The organism is Saccharopolyspora elongata, from assembly GCF_004348985.1.
In the GTDB taxonomy this organism is placed as follows: Bacteria; Actinomycetota; Actinomycetes; order Mycobacteriales; family Pseudonocardiaceae; genus Saccharopolyspora; species Saccharopolyspora elongata.
Map to the genome: position 1 here is coordinate 36,844 of NZ_SMKW01000026.1, position 16,740 is coordinate 53,583.

Annotated in this window: 17 protein-coding genes; 3 read left to right on the plus strand and 14 right to left on the minus strand. The window is 71.9% G+C overall.

What is annotated here, in order from left to right; translation table 11 throughout:
• Positions 1 to 25: 25 nt before the first annotated feature.
• The 9 genes from cobM to E1288_RS20195 all read right to left on the minus strand — a co-directional run bounded on the left by cobM (position 26) and on the right by E1288_RS20195 (position 9,126).
• Positions 26 to 769 (minus strand): precorrin-4 C(11)-methyltransferase, encoded by a 744-nt coding sequence (gene cobM / locus E1288_RS20155; RefSeq protein WP_132487335.1) that lies wholly within the window; start codon positions 767 to 769, stop codon positions 26 to 28.
• The gene (cbiE, locus tag E1288_RS20160) at positions 766 to 1,992 is read right to left on the minus strand and encodes a precorrin-6y C5,15-methyltransferase (decarboxylating) subunit CbiE (protein ID WP_132487337.1); all 1,227 of its coding nucleotides are present in this window, start codon (positions 1,990 to 1,992) and stop codon (positions 766 to 768) included. The genes cobM and cbiE overlap by 4 nt, the downstream gene beginning before the upstream one ends.
• Before the next feature lie 23 nt (positions 1,993 to 2,015).
• Positions 2,016 to 2,423, minus strand: coding sequence for a pyridoxamine 5'-phosphate oxidase family protein (locus tag E1288_RS20165; protein WP_132487339.1), 408 nt, complete (start codon positions 2,421 to 2,423; stop codon positions 2,016 to 2,018).
• Between the two features lie 57 nt (positions 2,424 to 2,480).
• Positions 2,481 to 4,088, minus strand: coding sequence for a DEAD/DEAH box helicase (locus E1288_RS20170; protein WP_132487341.1), 1,608 nt, complete (start codon positions 4,086 to 4,088; stop codon positions 2,481 to 2,483).
• Positions 4,089 to 4,315: 227 nt separating this feature from the next.
• The gene (locus tag E1288_RS20175) at positions 4,316 to 5,278 is read right to left on the minus strand and encodes a serine protein kinase RIO (RefSeq protein ID WP_132487343.1); all 963 of its coding nucleotides are present in this window, start codon (positions 5,276 to 5,278) and stop codon (positions 4,316 to 4,318) included.
• A 227-nt stretch (positions 5,279 to 5,505) separates the two neighbouring features.
• Complete coding sequence (gene yaaA / locus E1288_RS20180; RefSeq protein ID WP_132487345.1) at positions 5,506 to 6,249, minus strand: peroxide stress protein YaaA; 744 nt, start codon at positions 6,247 to 6,249, stop codon at positions 5,506 to 5,508.
• 66 nt (positions 6,250 to 6,315) lie between these two features.
• Positions 6,316 to 7,245 carry an endonuclease domain-containing protein gene (locus E1288_RS20185; protein ID WP_132487347.1) on the minus strand — a complete coding sequence of 310 codons (930 nt, stop codon included), beginning with the start codon at positions 7,243 to 7,245 and terminating at the stop codon, positions 6,316 to 6,318.
• 153 nt (positions 7,246 to 7,398) lie between these two features.
• On the minus strand, positions 7,399 to 8,697 hold the full coding sequence (locus E1288_RS20190; RefSeq protein ID WP_132487348.1) for a cytochrome P450: 1,299 nt from the start codon (positions 8,695 to 8,697) through the stop codon (positions 7,399 to 7,401).
• Between the two features lie 75 nt (positions 8,698 to 8,772).
• Complete coding sequence (locus E1288_RS20195; protein ID WP_132487350.1) at positions 8,773 to 9,126, minus strand: VOC family protein; 354 nt, start codon at positions 9,124 to 9,126, stop codon at positions 8,773 to 8,775.
• A 124-nt stretch (positions 9,127 to 9,250) separates the two neighbouring features.
• Between E1288_RS20195 and E1288_RS20200 the strand changes: the two genes are divergently transcribed.
• On the plus strand, positions 9,251 to 10,996 hold the full coding sequence (locus tag E1288_RS20200) for a proline--tRNA ligase (protein ID WP_132487352.1): 1,746 nt from the start codon (positions 9,251 to 9,253) through the stop codon (positions 10,994 to 10,996).
• Positions 10,997 to 11,082: 86 nt separating this feature from the next.
• On the opposite strand, the gene E1288_RS20205 is transcribed toward E1288_RS20200, so the two are convergent.
• From E1288_RS20205 to E1288_RS20215, 3 genes are all read right to left on the minus strand, one after another.
• Positions 11,083 to 11,769 carry an HAD family hydrolase gene (locus tag E1288_RS20205; RefSeq protein WP_132487354.1) on the minus strand — a complete coding sequence of 229 codons (687 nt, stop codon included), beginning with the start codon at positions 11,767 to 11,769 and terminating at the stop codon, positions 11,083 to 11,085.
• A gap of 61 nt (positions 11,770 to 11,830) precedes the next feature.
• A complete protein-coding gene (locus E1288_RS20210; RefSeq protein WP_132487356.1) occupies positions 11,831 to 13,117 on the minus strand; it encodes an MFS transporter in 1,287 nt (428 codons plus the stop codon).
• Positions 13,118 to 13,244: 127 nt separating this feature from the next.
• Positions 13,245 to 13,655, minus strand: coding sequence for a YjbQ family protein (locus tag E1288_RS20215; RefSeq protein WP_132487358.1), 411 nt, complete (start codon positions 13,653 to 13,655; stop codon positions 13,245 to 13,247).
• A 57-nt stretch (positions 13,656 to 13,712) separates the two neighbouring features.
• On the opposite strand from E1288_RS20215, the gene E1288_RS20220 reads away from it, so the two are divergent.
• Together E1288_RS20220 and E1288_RS47040 are read left to right on the plus strand one after the other, a co-directional pair.
• Entirely contained in the window at positions 13,713 to 14,732 is a 1,020-nt protein-coding gene (locus tag E1288_RS20220; RefSeq protein ID WP_132487360.1) for an aminotransferase class V-fold PLP-dependent enzyme, read from the plus strand.
• A 79-nt stretch (positions 14,733 to 14,811) separates the two neighbouring features.
• Positions 14,812 to 15,630, plus strand: a complete 819-nt coding sequence (locus tag E1288_RS47040) for a hypothetical protein (protein ID WP_165968188.1) — start codon at positions 14,812 to 14,814, stop codon at positions 15,628 to 15,630.
• Between the two features lie 9 nt (positions 15,631 to 15,639).
• On the opposite strand, the gene E1288_RS20230 is transcribed toward E1288_RS47040, so the two are convergent.
• Positions 15,640 to 16,086, minus strand: coding sequence for a ferritin-like domain-containing protein (locus tag E1288_RS20230; RefSeq protein WP_132487362.1), 447 nt, complete (start codon positions 16,084 to 16,086; stop codon positions 15,640 to 15,642).
• Entirely contained in the window at positions 16,083 to 16,574 is a 492-nt protein-coding gene (locus E1288_RS20235; RefSeq protein WP_132487364.1) for a hypothetical protein, read from the minus strand. Before E1288_RS20235 ends, E1288_RS20230 begins: the two co-directional genes overlap by 4 nt.
• Positions 16,575 to 16,740: the final 166 nt, after the last annotated feature.

Consider the following 16,740-nt stretch of genomic DNA (forward strand, 5'->3'; position numbering starts at 1 on the left):
TTGCGGGACCACCAGGGCCCAAGCCCTAGTCGCGGCAGCGGGTGGCGGAGTAGAGGTGGCTGTCGGGGAACTCCGACGCGGTCAGCACCTGGCCCACCACGACGACGGCGGTTCGCACGATGCCCGCGGCGCGCACGCGTTCCGCGATGTCGGAAAGCGTTGCGCGCAGGACGATCTCGTCCGCGCGGCTCGCGTTCGCGACCACGGCCACGGGGCAGTCCGCCCCGTAGTTGGGCAGGAGTTCCTCGACGAGCTGCTCGATGCGGTTGACCGCGAGGTGCAGCACCATCGTCGCCCGGCTCCGGCCGAGCGTGGCGAGGTCCTCGTGCTCGGGCATCGGTGTCGCGCGCGCGGAGGTGCGGGTGAGCACCACGGTCTGCCCGACCCCCGGCACGGTGAACTCCCGCTTCAGCGAGGCCGCCGCGGCCGCGAACGCCGGCACGCCCGGCACCACCTCGTAGGGGATCCCGGCCGCGTCGAGCCGGCGCATCTGCTCGGCGACGGCGCTGAACACCGACGGGTCCCCGGAGTGCAGCCGCGCCACGTCGAGCCCGGCCCCGTGGGCGGCCAGCATCTCGGCGAGGATCTCGTCCAACGTCAGCTTCGCCGTGTCCACCAGCCTGGCGTCGGCCGGGCAGTGCGCCAGCAGCTCCGCCGGCACCAGGCTGCCCGCGTACAGGCACACCGGCGACGAGGCGATCACGTCGCGGCCCCGCACGGTGATCAGGTCTGCGGCACCCGGCCCGGCACCCACGAAACGCACTGTCATCGCTTGCTCACCGCCCACTGCGTCACCGGCATCGCCGGTCGCCAGCCGGTGTAGCCACCGATCGGCGCCGCGCGCTCCACCGAGATCCGGACCAGCTCACCGCCGTGGCGGCCGTACCAGTCGGTCACCAGCACCTCCAACTCCAATGTGACCGCGTTGACCACCAGCCGACCGCCTCGTCGTAGAGCGGCCCAGCACGCCTCCAGCGCACCCGGTGCGGTGCCACCGCCACCGATGAAGATCGCATCGGGTTCGTCCAGCCCGTCCAGCACGCGCGGCGCGGCTCCGGTGACGACTTGCAAGCCGGGGACGCCCAGCGCGCTCGCGTTCGTCGCGATGCGCCGTGCCCGGTCCTCGCGGTGCTCGATAGCGATCGCCCGGCAGGCCGGATCGCTGCGCATCCACTCGATCGCGATGCTACCGGCGCCCGCACCGACGTCCCACAACAACTGCCCGGGCGTCGGGGCCAGCCGCGCCAGCGTGATCGCCCGCACGTCGCGCTTGGTGAGCTGCCCGTCGTGTTCGAAGGCGTCGTCGGGCAGACCTGGCGTGCTGGGCAGGAGCTTCGCGTCGGGAGCCGGGCGGCACTCGACCGCGATCACGTTGAGCGGACTCACCGCCGACTGGTCCCAGTCGTCCGCGGTGGAACTCGTCCGGCCCTCCTGCGCGCCGCCGAGATCGGACAGCACCGTCATGCTGCTCGGTCCGTAACCGCGGGCCCGCAGCAGCGCGGCCACCTCGTCCGGCGTGCCGCCGTCGGAACTGAGGACCAGCAACCGGTTTCCCGGCTGGAGCCGGGGGTGCAGCAGCTCCACCGGCCTGCCGACGAGGCTCACGACGGCCGTTTCCTGCAGCGGCCAGCCCATTCTCGAGCAGGCCAGCGACAGCGATGACGGGTGCGCAACGATCCGCACGCGATCCCGGCCCAGCAGCTTCACCAGGGTCGCGCCGACCCCGTAGAACATCGGGTCCCCGCTGGCCAGCACGCAGATCGACCGGTCGGCGTGCGCGGCGAGCAAGCCGGGCAGCGCGGGCAGCATGGGCGTGGGCCAGGTCACCCGCCGCCCGCTCGCTTCGGGCACGAGGTCGAGCTGCCGCGAGCTGCCGAACAGCACGTCCGCGGAATCGACGATCTCCCGGGCGTGCGGCGACAGACCCGCTGCACCGTCGGCCCCGATGCCCACGACGTGGACGAGCTCCGGCTTCTCCTGGTGAACGGTCACTGCACCACCTCACCACGTCGCCGCTAGACCGTGCCGAGGACCTTCGTCACGGAGATCTCGATCACCACGCGGGACGGGTTGGGGCGGGGCTTCTTGTAGCGCTGCTCGTACCGGGCCTCCGCATCGGCCACGGCGCCGGGATCGTCCCGCACCACGGCACGACCCTCCAATGTGGACCAGCGCCGCCCGTCGACCTGGCAGACCGAGGCGGGCACGCCCGCCGGCCCGGCGGCGAGGATCTGGCGCACCTTGTGCGAGGTGCCCGAGGAGATCACGCGCGCGACCGCCGACTCGACGTCGAGGGTCACACCCACCGGAACGACGTGCGGTGTGCCGTCGCGGCGCACCGTCGTCAGCGTGCACAGGTGCCGTTCCTGCCAGAATTGCACGAAATCCTCGCCCTTGCCGTCCAGCGGCGACTTCTGGCCCACCGGTTTCCCTCCTGCTCGGGTTGGCGACCCGTGTTCACGAGCGCCCGCAGCCGCGCGTCACCCCCGGCGCGCACCGCCGCGGTCGTTGCGGGTGCCGTGGCCTCGCCGGGCACCGCGCCCGGACGGACCGTGCACGCCGCGGCCGGCGCGATCTCCGTGCGCGCCTTCGGCGCTGCGGCCGCTGTCGCGGCGCACCTGGCCGTTGCCGTCCGCACGGCGCGGCCTGCGGCTCGCCCTGGGCTCGCCGACCTCGTGCTCGGTGCGCCGCTTCGCGCCTCGCGGCGCTTCGCCCTGCCTCGCACCGCGACTGTGCGGCGCACCGCCCTGCTTCGCGGGCCTGCTGCGCGGCGCTTCGCGCCGCTTCGGGTCGACGATGGCGACGCCGTCGGGTTCGCGGGCTCCGGTCAGGCGCGCCAGTTCGGCGTCCTCCGGGCGGACCGTCGTGGTCGTGGCCGTGACCCCGGCCTGGTTCGCCATCGTCCGGAAGGCCTGCTTCTGGTCGTCCGTGACCAGGGTGACGACGGTGCCGGTCGCGCCCGCACGGGCGGTTCGGCCCGCTCGGTGCAGGTAGTCCTTGGGGTCGGCCGGCGGCTCGACGTGCACCACCAGGCTGACGTCGTCCACGTGGATGCCGCGCGCGGCGACGTTCGTCGCCACCAGGGTCTCGGTCTCGCCGGTCTTGAACTCGTCGAGGATCCGGGTGCGCGCGTTCTGGGCCTTGCCGCCGTGCAGCGCCCCGGCCCGGATCCCGACCGCGCGCAGCTTCTTCGCGAGCCGGTCGGCGTGGTGCTTGGTGCGCACGAACATGATCGTGCGGCCCTCGCGGGCCGCGATGCGGGCGAGCACCGCCTGCTTCTCCGCCGCGGACACCAGGAGCTGGTGGTGCTCCATGCTGTCCACGCTCGCCGCCGGGGGTGCCAGCGAGTGCACCACCGGGTCGGTCATGTAGCGCTCGACGAGCTTGTCGACGTCGCCGTCCAGCGTCGCGGAAAACAGCAAGCGCTGGCCGTCGGCCGGGACCAGGTCGAGCAGCTCCCGGACCTGCGGCAGGAAGCCCATGTCCGCCATCTGGTCGGCCTCGTCGAGCGCGGTCCGCTCCACTTCGGACAGCACGCAGGTGCCCTGGCGCACGTGGTCGGCCAGCCGGCCGGGCGTCGCGACCAGCACGTCCACGCCCCGGCGCAGGGTGTCGGCCTGCCGGGTGAAGGAGGTGCCGCCGACGACCTCGCGGACGTAGAGGCCGAGCGCCTTGGCCAGCGGCTTGAGGGCGTCCGTGACCTGCGTCGCCAGTTCGCGGGTCGGCACCAGCACCAGCCCGCGCGGGTGCAGCGGGCGGGCGTTGCCCTCCTGCATCGCCAGCAGCGGCAGGCCGAAGGCCAGCGTCTTGCCGGATCCGGTCTGGCCCCGGCCCAGTACGTCCCGTCCGGTCAACGCGTCCGGGATGGTGGCCGCCTGGATCGGGAAGGCCTCGACCATCCCGCTGTCGGCCAGGGCGCGCACCAGCCGCTTCGGCAGCCCGAGCTGGTCGAAGGGCGCCGGGTCGACGGCTGTGACGCCGACCTCGTCGAACAGGCTGCGCTTCGGCGCCGGCTGCTGGGATTGCGGGCGGCGCCGGCGGGGCCGCCGGGACGAGCGCGCGGGCGTGTTGTACGAACTTGATGGCACGAAGAGACTCCCGAGATGCGGCACGTCACGGGGAGGCTTCGCGGAGACCGCGTGCGATCGCAAGGACGAGCCCGGCGCATTCGCGCCGATGGATGTGGATTCCGAGTCCGTCGACTCGTGGTCGGCCGGGAGGTTTCCCGGCCCGGTTCAGCGCCGAGTCTAGCTGATCACGCGCGGTCGCCGGTGGCTGGCGTGCGCGGCGGCCGGACCCGGCGTTGAGACCGCGGTCACATCACATTTCCCGCTGTGGCAAGGAGAACCGTCAGTTCCTCGGGATCCGCCAGGTGCTCGTTGGCGCCGCGGGCGCGGAACCAGCCGGCGATGTTGTCCGCGTCACGTCGCAGGAATTCGAGCCCCCGCGGATTCGCCGCGAGATCGACCGCCTGCGGCAGGTCGATCAGCATCAGCCTGCCGTCGTGCACGAGCACGTTGTACGCGGACAGGTCACCGTGGGTGTAACCCTGCTCGGCCAGCACCACGAGCGCGTCGACGAGTTGCCGCCAGAGCTCGTCGAGCTCGTCCGGTGTTGGCCGCAGCGCCGCGAGCCGCGGAGCCGCCGTCCCGTCGGCGGAGCCCAGGAACTCCAGCAGGACCTCGGTGCCGACGCGCTGCACGGGGTAGGGCACCGGCACGCCGGCCAGCCACAGCGACGACAGCACGGTGAACTCCGCCACCGCCCACTGCTGCGCGATCATGCCGCGCCCGAACGAGCTGCGCTGCTGCATCGCCCGCGTCTCGCGGGACTTGCGCATCTGCCGGCCTTCGAGATAGCCCGCGTCGCGATGGAACATCCGGTGGTCCATGTCTCGGTACCGCTTCGCCGCGAGCAGGCAGGAATTCCCACCGGGCAACGACCTGCGCAGCAGGTGCACGTCGGCTTCCTTGCCGGTCTTGAGCACGCCCAGCTCGTGGTCGACCGCGGCCAGCTCGGTCACCAGCCAGGGCGGGTGCGGACCGGGGCCGCGCTCCCCGGTGTCCCAGGTGGACCAGCGGTCGGCGCCGTCGGGCAGCGGTTGTGGTTCTGGCTCGTCGCGCAGCGCGGCGAGCAGGGCGCGTTCCTCCTCGGTGAGTCGGCCGCGCCGCATCGGCTCGTCGTCGAAGCGACGCTTCTTCGACTGCTTCGGCTTGCGGTTCTTGATCGGCTTCGTGATGCGGATGAAGTCCGGGTCGTACTCGTCGTACGCAGACAAGATCTGGTGCTCCTCAAGCGGGACCTCCGCCGGGCACCGGTGTTTCAGCGCACGCGTGGCGGAGAGAGGCGGGTTCGGGGGCGGCTGCGCGGAATACGCACGCGCGCGAAGGCCACAAAGGCCACCATGGCGAACCCCCCTCCAGCTTTCCGAGCCATACCAACCGGCCGGAGCAAGTCTGATCGATCGACGGCCGCCGCCGCAACCGAATTTCCGCGCCCGGAAAGTCAGGCCCGGACGACGACGCAGAGCCCGCGCGCACCCTCTCGTTCCACCTGCAACCCGGCGTCGTTGGCGACGTCGAGGACGTCCTCGAGCGCACCGGGTTCCTCGGATGTCCGGGCCAGGGCCCGGGCCAGCTTCCCCTTGTGCGACTTGTTGTGGTGGCTGACGACTTTCCGCTTGCCCGCCGCGTCTTCGGACAGCACGCGAACCGCGACGGCGTTCGGCACCTTGGCCAGCGCCGAGTACGCGCCCGACCGCAGGTCGACCACCAGCGCGTCGGCATCCGCGAGCACCGGCTCCAGCACCGGGCGCCACACGCCGCGCAGCGTCCCGAACCCGGGCAGCGCGCTGCCCCCGGACAGGCGGTAGGCGGGGATCGCATCAGTACCCCGGACCAGCCCGAACAGCGCCGAAGCGACGGCCAGCCGGGCATCGGCCCGCGCGCGCTCGGCGGCCGACAGCGACCGGACGTCCAGCGCGTCGTAGAGCACCCCGGTGTAGCGCTCGAGCGCCGGAGCAGTGGGCGAATCCCACAGCTCTGCGTTGCGCTCGACCTCCTCCACCTGGCGCTCCGACAACCCCAGCGCGGTCAGGCTGGCGGGCACGTCATCGGCCAAAGTGGACAGTGCCTCGATCAGCTTCCGCCGGGTGGGCGTCAACTCCGGATGGGACAGGGCGTCGAGGTCCAGCGGCGCCCCCGCCCCGCCGAGGGCCTTGGTCTCCGAAGGAGGAAGCAGAACCAACACCCCACCAGGCTAAGCGGTCCCCAGACGAGGCAGACGAGCCCGGTGCGCAGCGCCTCACCTCCGGGGTCACGCAATTTCCATTGAAATCGAACCTCCAATTTCAATGGAAATTGCGTACTGGTGCTTCAACGCGGCTCGGATCCTCGCAACGACCTGGTCGAAACCCTCCCGGAGCTGGTCGTTCGTCACGACGATGACGACCCACCCGAGACTCCTGAGACGGTTCCGCCGGATCTCGTCGCGCTTGATCTGCGCCGGGTCCGCATGCCATCCCCCGTCGTACTCGACCGCGACCCGGGCGGCTTCGAAGGCGAGGTCCACGCGCGCGACGAATCCATCACCATCGAATACCTCCAGTTGCGGAACCGGGCGTAGTCCGCACAGCGCGAGTTCGACGCGGAGGATCGACTCCGGCACGGACTCCGCGCGGCCGTCGAGATGTTCGAGCCGCATACGCGCCCGGACGATTCCATGATCCTTCCTGCCGACCAGGAAGCCCGCGATCTCCTCGATCGTGATGCTCCCCGCGTGCAACAGCGCGTCGCAGTACGCGACGGCTTGGGACATCGAGCGCTGCTTCAGGATGTCGAACGAAATGCGCGGAAATCCCGCCACCCCGATCCCACGCCACGACGAATGCTCGAAGTCGAAGGCTCGGGCAGCGGTGCAGCGGAGTCCTTTCCTGCGAAGCATCCCGTCCTCGCGGGGCACGATCACTTCGACCGGCGCCCTGAAATCCGCGAGCGGCACGCCACGCAGCGTCGCAGCGGATCGGCCGGTGATCACCGAGCCGCTCGGCAAGGTCATGGCCGCTGCGGCACATTTGAGCTCGTGCGTCAGCTGGGTATCGCAGGTGGTGTAGACCCCGTGCAGCACCTTGCGGAACGCGCTGCCCCGCAACTGCCAGTCGGTGAGACCCGCGGCAATGGCCTCGGAGCGGAGGAAGAGCTTGTGGGGGGTATCGCCGATTTCGGGAGGGAACGCTTGGAGTGTCATGTAGATGTAGAGGCGCGAGACCCTCGATCAGATACACCTCGTCGAAAATCTGTGGATAGGTCGACCCCCTTGTGGATAACTTCCGCAATTTCAATGGAAATCGAGGGTTCGATTTCCATTGAAATTGCGGGACCTCGAGTCGGACGGGTGACGTCAGGCGGGGGAGAGGGTGCGGTCGGTGGTGGCCGGTAGTGCGGACAGGCCGTGGATGATCGACGTCGGGCGGCGGACCACCGCGCCCGCCCGGCGGAGCCCCGGCAGGCGGGTCGCCAGGCAGCGGAACGCGATCTCCGCCTCCAGCCGGGCCAGCGGCGCGCCCAGGCAGTAGTGGATGCCCGAGGAGAACGCGAGGTGATCCGCCCGGTCCGGGCGGGTGATGTCGAACCGGTCCGGGGCGTCGTGCACCGCCGGGTCCCGCCCGGCCGACGCCAGCACCGCCAGCACCGGCGTGTCCGCCCGGAGCCGGCGACCGGCCAGCTCCACCGGCTCGTGCGCGATCCGCATCGTCACCTGAACGGGTGGATCCCAGCGGAGCGTCTCCTCGACCACGGCCGACGCCATGCCGGGATCGGCCCGCAGCAGATCCCACTGCTCCGGGTGCTGCAGCAGCGCGAGGGTGCCGTTGCCGATCAAGTTGACCGTCGTCTCGAAACCGGCGACCAGCAGCAGGTCGCACAGCTGCACCAGCTCGGCGCCGGTCAGCTTGTCCTGGTCGAGAGCCGCGACCAGGTCGCTGACGATGTCCTCGCCGGGCTCCGCGCGGCGCTGCTCGATCAGCCCGGTGAACATCGCGTCGAGCTCGCCGAAGGACTCCCGCATCTGCCGGAGCTGGCGGGCCGATCGGACCCCGTCCAGCGCGCCGGCCAGCACCGTGCCGTGGTGCGCCAGCCGCTGCGCGTCCAGCGGCGGCAGCCCGAGCAGCTCGCAGATCACCCGGATAGGCAGCGGCCCGGCGAAGTCCCGGACCACGTCGAACTCGCTGCGCTCGGCGGCCCGGTCCAGCAGGTCGTGGGCGATCTGCTCGATGCGCTCGCGATAGGTCTCCAGGCGGCGCGGCCGGAAGGCCGGGGCGGCGAGCTTGCGCAACCGCGCATGATCGGGCGGATCGAGCTCCAGCAGCGAGAGCTGCAGGTCAACGGCGGCGGCCGTCGGATCGCCGTAGGAGCCGTCGCTGGTGCGCACGCCGAACCGCCGGTCCCGCAGCACCTCGTCGCACAGCTGGTGGGTCGTCGCGACCAGCACCCCGAGCTTGCTGCGCACCAGCGGCCCCTGCTCGCGCATCTGCCGGTAGAGCGGGTACGGATCGTCCCGCCACGGGGCGTGCAACAGGCGCGCCATCGGGTCGCCGCGCACGGCGAAGAGCCAGGTCAGCGCCCCCTGCGCGAGCAGGCGCGTGCGGAGGCTCCACTCCGCTAATCGGCCGTTGTCGCTGCGGGCCTGCTGAGCGGACATCGAACCCCCTACGTGAAACGGACACCTCGTTCGAGGTAACCGCACCCGCGGTGGCCCGACAATGGGCCAACCGGATCAGTGTCCGCTGGCCACGCAGAACTCGTTGCCCTCCGGGTCCCGGAGCACGGTCCAAGCCAGGCCGCCGGGCCCATCGTGCTCGCCGACCTCCGTGGCGCCCAGTTCGACGAGGCGGCGCACCTCGGCCTGCCGGTCGGTGGTGCCCAGGTCCACGTGGACCCGGTTCTTCCCGGCGCGCGGCTCCGGGACCTGCTGCAACCCGAGCGCCACCCCGCCCTCCTGGTTCGCGGCGAGCATCACGAACTCGCCGACGTCGAGGACGACGGAGGTGTCCAGGGCCTGCGTCCAGAAGTCGGCCAGCTTCCGGGGCGATGCGCAGTCGATCGTCACCATGCCGATGTTCAGTGCCATGGCGCGGAAGATAGGCGCCGACCCCGACAGCCGCCGGGCGGCGCGGGTAATCCGCTGGTGGTGACCCCGGGGTGGGTCGCTACCCTGCGGTTGACGTATCGGGCCGGACGAGGAGCTAGTAGCCGTGATCACGAGGATGTCGACGTTGTTCCTGCGTACCCTGCGCGAGGATCCGGCCGACGCCGAGGTGCCGAGCCACAAGCTGCTCGTCCGCGCCGGCTACGTCCGCCGGATCGCGCCGGGCATCTACTCGTGGCTGCCGCTGGGCCTGCGGGTGCTGCGCAAGATCGAGGAGGTCGTGCGCGAGGAGATGAACGCGATCGGCGCGCAGGAGATCCACTTCCCCGCGCTGCTGCCGAAGGAGCCCTACGACGCGACCAACCGCTGGACCGAGTACGGCCCGAACCTGTTCCGGCTGAAGGACCGCAAGGGCGGCGACTACCTGCTCGGTCCGACGCACGAGGAGCTGTTCGCGCTCACCGTCAAGGGCGAGTACAGCTCCTACAAGGACTACCCGGTCATGCTGTACCAGATCCAGACGAAGTACCGGGACGAGGAGCGGCCCCGCGCCGGCATCCTGCGCGGCCGCGAGTTCGTCATGAAGGACTCCTACTCCTTCGACCTGGACGACGAGGGCCTGGCGAACTCGTACCAGCTGCACCGCGACGCCTACATCCGGATCTTCGACCGGGTCGGGCTGCGCTACGTGATCGTCGCGGCCACCTCCGGCGCGATGGGCGGTTCGGCGTCCGAGGAGTTCCTGGCCGAGAGCGAGACCGGTGAGGACACCTTCGTCCGCAGCACCGAGTCGGGCTTCGCCGCCAACGTCGAGGCCGTGGTCACCCCCGCGCCGCCCGCCGAACCGGTCGAGGGCAAGGCGGCCGCCGAGGTCCACCACACGCCGAACACGCCGACCATCGAGACCCTGGTCGACTACCTCAACGCCAACACCGACCGCAAGTTCACCGCGGCCGACACGCTGAAGAACGTGCTGGTCAAGACCCGGCAGCCGGGCTCGTCGGACTGGCAGCTGCTGGCTGTGGGCGTGCCCGGCGACCGCGAGGTCGACATGAAGCGGCTGGAGGCGTCGCTGGAGCCCGCCGAGGTGGCGTTGCTGGAGGAAGCCGACTTCGCCGCCAGCCCGTTCCTGGTCAAGGGCTACATCGGCCCGAAGGCGTTGCAGGACAACGGCGTTCGGTACCTGGTCGACCCGCGCGTGGTGACCGGGACGGCGTGGGTCACCGGCGCCGACAAGACCGACCACCACGTGGTGGACCTGCTGTGCGGCCGGGACTTCACCCCGGACGGCACCATCGAGGCCGCCGAGGTCCGCGAGGGCGACCCGTCGCCGGACGGCCGCGGCACCCTGGTCGCCGCGCGCGGCATCGAGATCGGCCACATCTTCCAGCTCGGCCGCAAGTACGCCGACGCGTTCTCGCTGGACGCGCTCGGCCAGGACGGCAAGCCGAAGCGAATCACCATGGGCTCCTACGGCGTCGGCGTGTCGCGGCTGGTGGCCGCGATCGCCGAGCAGAGCCACGACGAGGTCGGCCTGGTGTGGCCGCGCGAGGTGGCGCCCGCCGACGTGCACGTGGTGATCGCGGGCAAGGACGAGAGCATCCGGGAGCGCGGCGAGGCCATCGCGGCCGAGCTCGACGCGGCCGGCGTGCAGGTGATCCTCGACGACCGGACGGTGTCGCCGGGCGTGAAGTTCGCCGACTCCGAGTTGATCGGGGTGCCGACGGTCCTGGTGGTGGGCAAGGGCCTGACCAGGGGCGTCGTCGAGGTCCGCGACCGCCGCTCCGGCGACCGCGCGGAGGTCGAGGCGGACAACGCGGTGCAGCACCTCATCGACGTCGTCCGCGGCTGAGAGACCCGAAGCCGATAACGGGGCCGTGGGGCCGGGGTTTCCCTGGACCCACGGCCCCGTGTCTTCGCTGCTCCGGAATCCGCAGGTCAGGACAATGCGGCGAGCACCGCGTCGGTGTCGGCGAGGTTCGGCAGGACCGCGTGGGCGCCTGCGGCGCGGAGGTCGTCCTCGCTGCTGGAGCCCGTGGCGACGCCGACCGCGACCGCGCCGAAGCGCAGCGCACCCGCGACGTCGTGCGGCGTGTCGCCGACGACCACCACGGCGTCCGGGGCGATCGGCCCGCCGTGGCGGTCTTCGGCCTTCGCGACGGAGTCCGCGATCAGGTCGTGGCGGTGCACCGAGGCCTCGCCGAAGCCGCCGATCTCGAAGTCGACGTGGTGGTGCAGGTCGAACGATTCGAGCTTGTGGAAGGCGACCTCCGCGAGGTTCCCGGTCACCAGCGTCTGCGTGAACCGAGGCTCGTCGGCCAGCGCCGTCAGCGCCCGGGCCGCGCCGGGCAGCGCGCTGCCGCGCTGCGAGAGCTCGTCGCGCGTTTCGGCGACCGCGCTGGTCAGCGCCGCGAACATGGCCGCGATCGTGGGCTCGTCCGGGGTGCTGCCGTGGATCTCCAGCACGTCCGTGGTGATCGCCAGCTCGGTGCGGCCGGCGGTGTCCGGCATGCGCTGCAGGGCCTTCCCGGTCACGTCCGCGAGCGCGCGGCGGTACCAGCGGGAGCCGAAGCCCCGGGCGTCGATCAGGGTCAGGTCGATGTCCCACAGCACGAGTCGCGTCACCGCACCATCCTGCCAGCCGACAGGACGGTGCGGGACGCCCGATTTCCCAGCAGCCGCGGGCTCAGGCGGCGAGCTCGCGGCGGGCGGTCTCGGTGACGATCGACATGCCCAGCACCGTCAGCGCCAGGCAGCAGATCAACATGATCGCCACCGGCATCGCCGAATGCGTCGCCCGCAGCAGCGCCGCGCCGATCAGCGGCGCGGCGGCGCCGGCGACCACCGTGGCGGCCTGATATCCCAGCGACACCCCGGAATACCGCACCGAGGTGCCGAAGAGTTCGGCGTAGAAGGCGGATTGCGCGCCGGTCAGCGTGCCGTGCAGCAGCAGGCCGACCGCCACCGCCAGGAACACCAGCACCGGATCGTGGCTGCCCACCAGCGGGAAGAAGATAACCGTCCACAATGCACAGCCGACGGCGGCGGTGATCGCCACCGGGCGGCGGCCGAGCCGGTCGGACAGCGCCCCGCCGGCGAGCATCGACAACGCCTGCACGAGGGAACCGACGGCCACCGCGGTGGTCGTGATCGCGGTGGGAAGCCCGATGTTGCCCGCGTAGACCAGCAGGAAGATGGTGAACACGTAGAACGCGGCGTTCTCGCCCACGCGCGCCGCGAACACCGCGAACACCGCCCGCGGGTACTGGGCCAACGCTTCGAGCACCGGCGCCCGCTCCTCGCGGCTCTCCTCGGCGACGGCCTGGAACAGCGGCGACTCGGCCACCCGCAGCCGCACCCACAACCCGATGACGACCAGCACGATCGACGCCAGGAACGGGATCCGCCAGCCCCACGCCGAGTACTGCGCGCCGGTCGTCGCGGCCGCCATCGCGGCCAGGGCGCCCGTGGCGAGCAGGTTGCCCAGCGGCCCGCCGGTCTGCGGCCACGAGGTCCAGAAACCGCGCCGCTCGCGCGGCCCGTGCTCGGCCACCAGCAGCACCGCGCCGCCGAACTCGCCGCCGAGCGCGAAGCCCTGCACCAGCCGCAGCAGCGTCAGCAGCAGCGGCGCCGCGATCCCGATCTGCTGGTAGCCCGGCAGCACGCCGATCAGCACCGATGCGGAGCCCATCAGGACCAGGCTGATCACCAGCAGCCGCTTGCGGCCGACCCGGTCGCCGAAGTGCCCGAACACCAGGCCGCCCAGCGGCCGGGCGGCGAACCCGACGGCATAGGTGACCAGCGCCAGCAGCACGCCGAGCAGCCCGTCGGAATGCGGGAAGAAGACCGGGCCGAACACGGTGGCCGCGGCCGCCCCGTACAGGAAGAAGTCGTAGAACTCGACGGTGGTCCCGACCACGCCCGCGGACACCACGCGGGCCAGGCGGCGAGTTCCCCCAGCTGTTGTCGTCACGGTCGCAAAGAGTGCTCGCGCGACCACGCCCCGCGCAAGATCCCGGCTCGAAGTTGCCTCGTTCCCGCTCCTGTTCGCAATGCGGTTGAAATCGAATCGTCGATTTCGGTGGAAATCGCGGCCGGGATCAGCCGGGCAGGAAGCTCAGGCGGACCCGGCGGACCGGATTGTCCACATTGGTGTCCACCAGGCACACCGACTGCCAGGTCCCCAGCGCCATCTCCCCGCCCAGCACCGGGATCGACGCGTACGGCGGGACGAACGCGGGCAGCACGTGGTCGCGGCCGTGGCCCCGCGAGCCGTGGCGGTGCCGCCAGCGGTCGTCGGCGGGCAGCAGGTCCCGAAGGGCGGCGAGCAGGTCGTCGTCGCTGCCCGCGCCGGTCTCGATGATCGCCAGCCCGGCGGTCGCGTGCGGCACCCAGACGTTGAGCAGGCCGTCGCGGGCCCGGGCCGAACGCAGGAACCGCTCGCACTCCGCGCCCAGGTCGTAGACGACTTCCACGGAGCCGGTCCGGACCTCGATTTCCTCGCTGTGCATGGGTTCCACCGTAAGCAGCGGTACCGGAACCGGCCCGGCCGGTGCGAGGATGCCGCCATGCGTGAGGCATTCGGTGCGCGGTTCGACGTCCCGGACGGCTATCTCAACACCGCGAGCATCGGCATCCCGACCGCCGACGCGGCCCGCGCGGTCGCGGAGTCGGTGGCGCGCTGGGGGAGCGGCCGCGACCTGCCCGAGGACTTCGAGCCGGCGGTGGCCGACGCACGGGCGTCGTTCGCGGCGCTGGTCGGCACCACCGCGGAGCGGGTGGCGATCGGGGCCACCGCTTCCCAGCTCGTCGGCCTGGTCGCGGCGAGCCTGCCGGCGGGCGCTCGCGTGCTGGTCGCCGAGAACGAGTTCACCAGCGTCGTCTTCCCGTTCGCCGCGCAACCGGACGTGCAGGTCACCGAGGTGCCGTTGGACGAGATCGCGGAGCACGCCGCGGACCACGACCTGGTGGCGGTCAGCGCGGTGCAGTCCAGCGACGGCCGGATCGTCGACCTCGACGGCCTCCGGCGGAGCGCCGCCGTGGGTTCGACGCGGGTGCTCATCGACGTCACGCAGGCGCTGGGCTGGCTGCCGGTGCGGCTCGACTGGGCCGACTGGGTCGTCGGCGCTGCTTACAAGTGGCTGTTGTCACCGCGCGGCGCCGCCTGGCTGGCGGTGCACCCGGATGCGCCCGAGGTCGTGCCGAACAGCGCGAACTGGTACGCCGGGCAGGACCCGTGGAGCACCACCTACGGCCTGCCGCTGCGGCTGGCCGGCGGCGCCCGCTCGCTCGACCTCTCGCCGACGTGGTTCGCGCAGGTCGGGGCGGCGGTGGCGATGCGATGGCTGGCCGGGCTCGACATGGCCGCGGTCGCCGCGCACTGCACCGGGCTGGCCGACGAGTTCAGCGCGGCGCTGGGCCTGCCAGCCGCCGGCTCCGCGATCGTCTCGGTGCGGGCGCCGGACGCCGTGTCGAAGCTCACGGAGGCCGGGATCACCTGCGCGGCGCGAGCGGGCCGGGCACGCCTGTCATTTCACCTCTACAACACCTCCGCCGACGTCGAGCGTGCGGTGCGTGCGCTGCGATGACCATCCGGGGTGTCCGACTTGTAATCAGCGCCCGCTACGGTTGGTGCTCGTGCCGGACCGACGAGGTGTGCCCGAAGAGATGACGGGAGCACAAGCCAACACGCAGCGCGAAACCACGCCGCTGCGGCGCGACAACTCGCTTATCAGACCGGATCGCGCACCGGTGCCGCCGCCGGACGAGGCCACCCGGCCGGCGTTCGCCCCACCGCCCCGCCGCGACCAGCCACCGCAGCCGCCGCCGCCGGTGCAGCAGCAGCCGCCGCAGGCGACGAGCTGGCAGGCCCCGGTGGCGCAGCCCGAGCCGCAGCCGCGTCGCATCACGCCGACCGGCTGGCTGCTGCGCGGGCTCGGGCTCGTCGCGATCTCCGTGCTGTCCGGGCTGATCTGGCTGATGATCAAGCCGGACACCGAGGACGAGGCCGCGCCGCCGCCTGCGGAGGTGCCGCGCTACGAGTTCGTCCCGATCCGCCGCGAAGAAGCGTTCCAGGGCTGCCAGAACGTCTCCACGGCCAAGATCAAGAGCTTCTTCCAGGAGCAGGAGTGCGCGCACCTCACGCGGGCGCTCTACAGCACCAAGCTGCCCGACGGCACCCGGGTGCTGACCTCGCTGGTCACGGTCCTGATGCCGGACGCGGCCACCGCGCAGCAGCTCAACGATCTGACCACCAAGGACGGCACGGGCAACATCCGGGACCTGGTCGACGACGGGCGGGACGGCACTAAGGGCATGCCGGCGCTGGACGACGACGCCTACGCCTCGGGCCGCCAGGACCGGCTGGTGGTGATCGGCGACTCGGCCTACTTCGACAAGAACACGCCGCACAAGGACCCGGCGCTGCTCGACGTCACCAAGGAAGCCCTGAAGCTCGGCTGGCCGCAGGAGCAGACCCCGCGCTGACCGCCGGGGTCAGGGCTGACCGGGGAAGGGCTTCGCGGCCGGCTGCGTGCCGACGGTGAGCCGCCACCGGGTGGCCCGGACGGCAGCGGTGGTCAGGCCGTCGAGCGCGATACCGCGCAGCGCGGCGTCCTCGGCGTTCTCCAACACCGAACGCCAGCCGGTCTCGCAGTCGCTCTCCGTCTTGACCAGCAGCCCGATCGCCGCCTTCTGGTCGCTCACCGACTCCCCGACGTCGTACGCCGGCTGAGCCGCCGGCGGCGTCTGCTGCGCGTCGCGGATCACCCGCTCCGCGGTGTCGCGCAGCCTCCTGTGCTGCTCCATCGCGTCGCCGATCGCGCTGCGCACGCGGGATTCGCTCACGAACGCGCTCGCCAGCCCGTACACCCACACCGCCGCGTGCTCCGCGCTCAACGCGCTGCGCAGCGCGTTGCCCGCCTCGTCCGAAAGCCCCGTCATCCGAGCACCTCCCGCAGGCTCGCGCAGCTCGCCGCGACCGATCCCAGCAGCCCGGCGCGATAGGGCTCCACCCCGGGCACGAGCTGGGCCGCCCTGTCCTGCGCGCCGGTCAGCGCATCGCGCAGCGCCTTCGTCGCCGTGCTCGCCGAGGACGGGGCCTGCTGCGGCGCCGGATCGGGCACCGACGGCGGGTCTTCGGGATCGCGCGGATTGACCCGGTCGACCTCGCGCTGCAACGCGGCGGCGTGCTCGGAACGCACCGAGGCGACCTCGCCGGCGGCGTCGGCCAGGCCCGGATGTGCCTGCGCGATCGCCTTCGCCAGCTGTGCGTCGGACTTCGCCGCGGCCGCCAGCGCCACCAGCGGGTCGGGCTCCTCGGGTGCCGAGCTGCACGCCGCGGTCAGCGCGGCGGCGACCGGAACGGCCGCGAACAACCGCAGCGCGCTCCGCCGCCCCAGCAGCGACCTGGCTCGCGAAGGGGATTCCACGTCGGCCTATCCTGCCAGGCGATCACCCGGCCGGACGCCCGGGCATCGCCCCCGGTGATCGGTACGATCCGCCGATCGTTGGGGTCCCACGCCGCGCTCGGGTGCGGGTGGACGCGATACCCTGGGCGACCGCGGCCGGCACGGACAGCACTGGTCGTGAACGTCC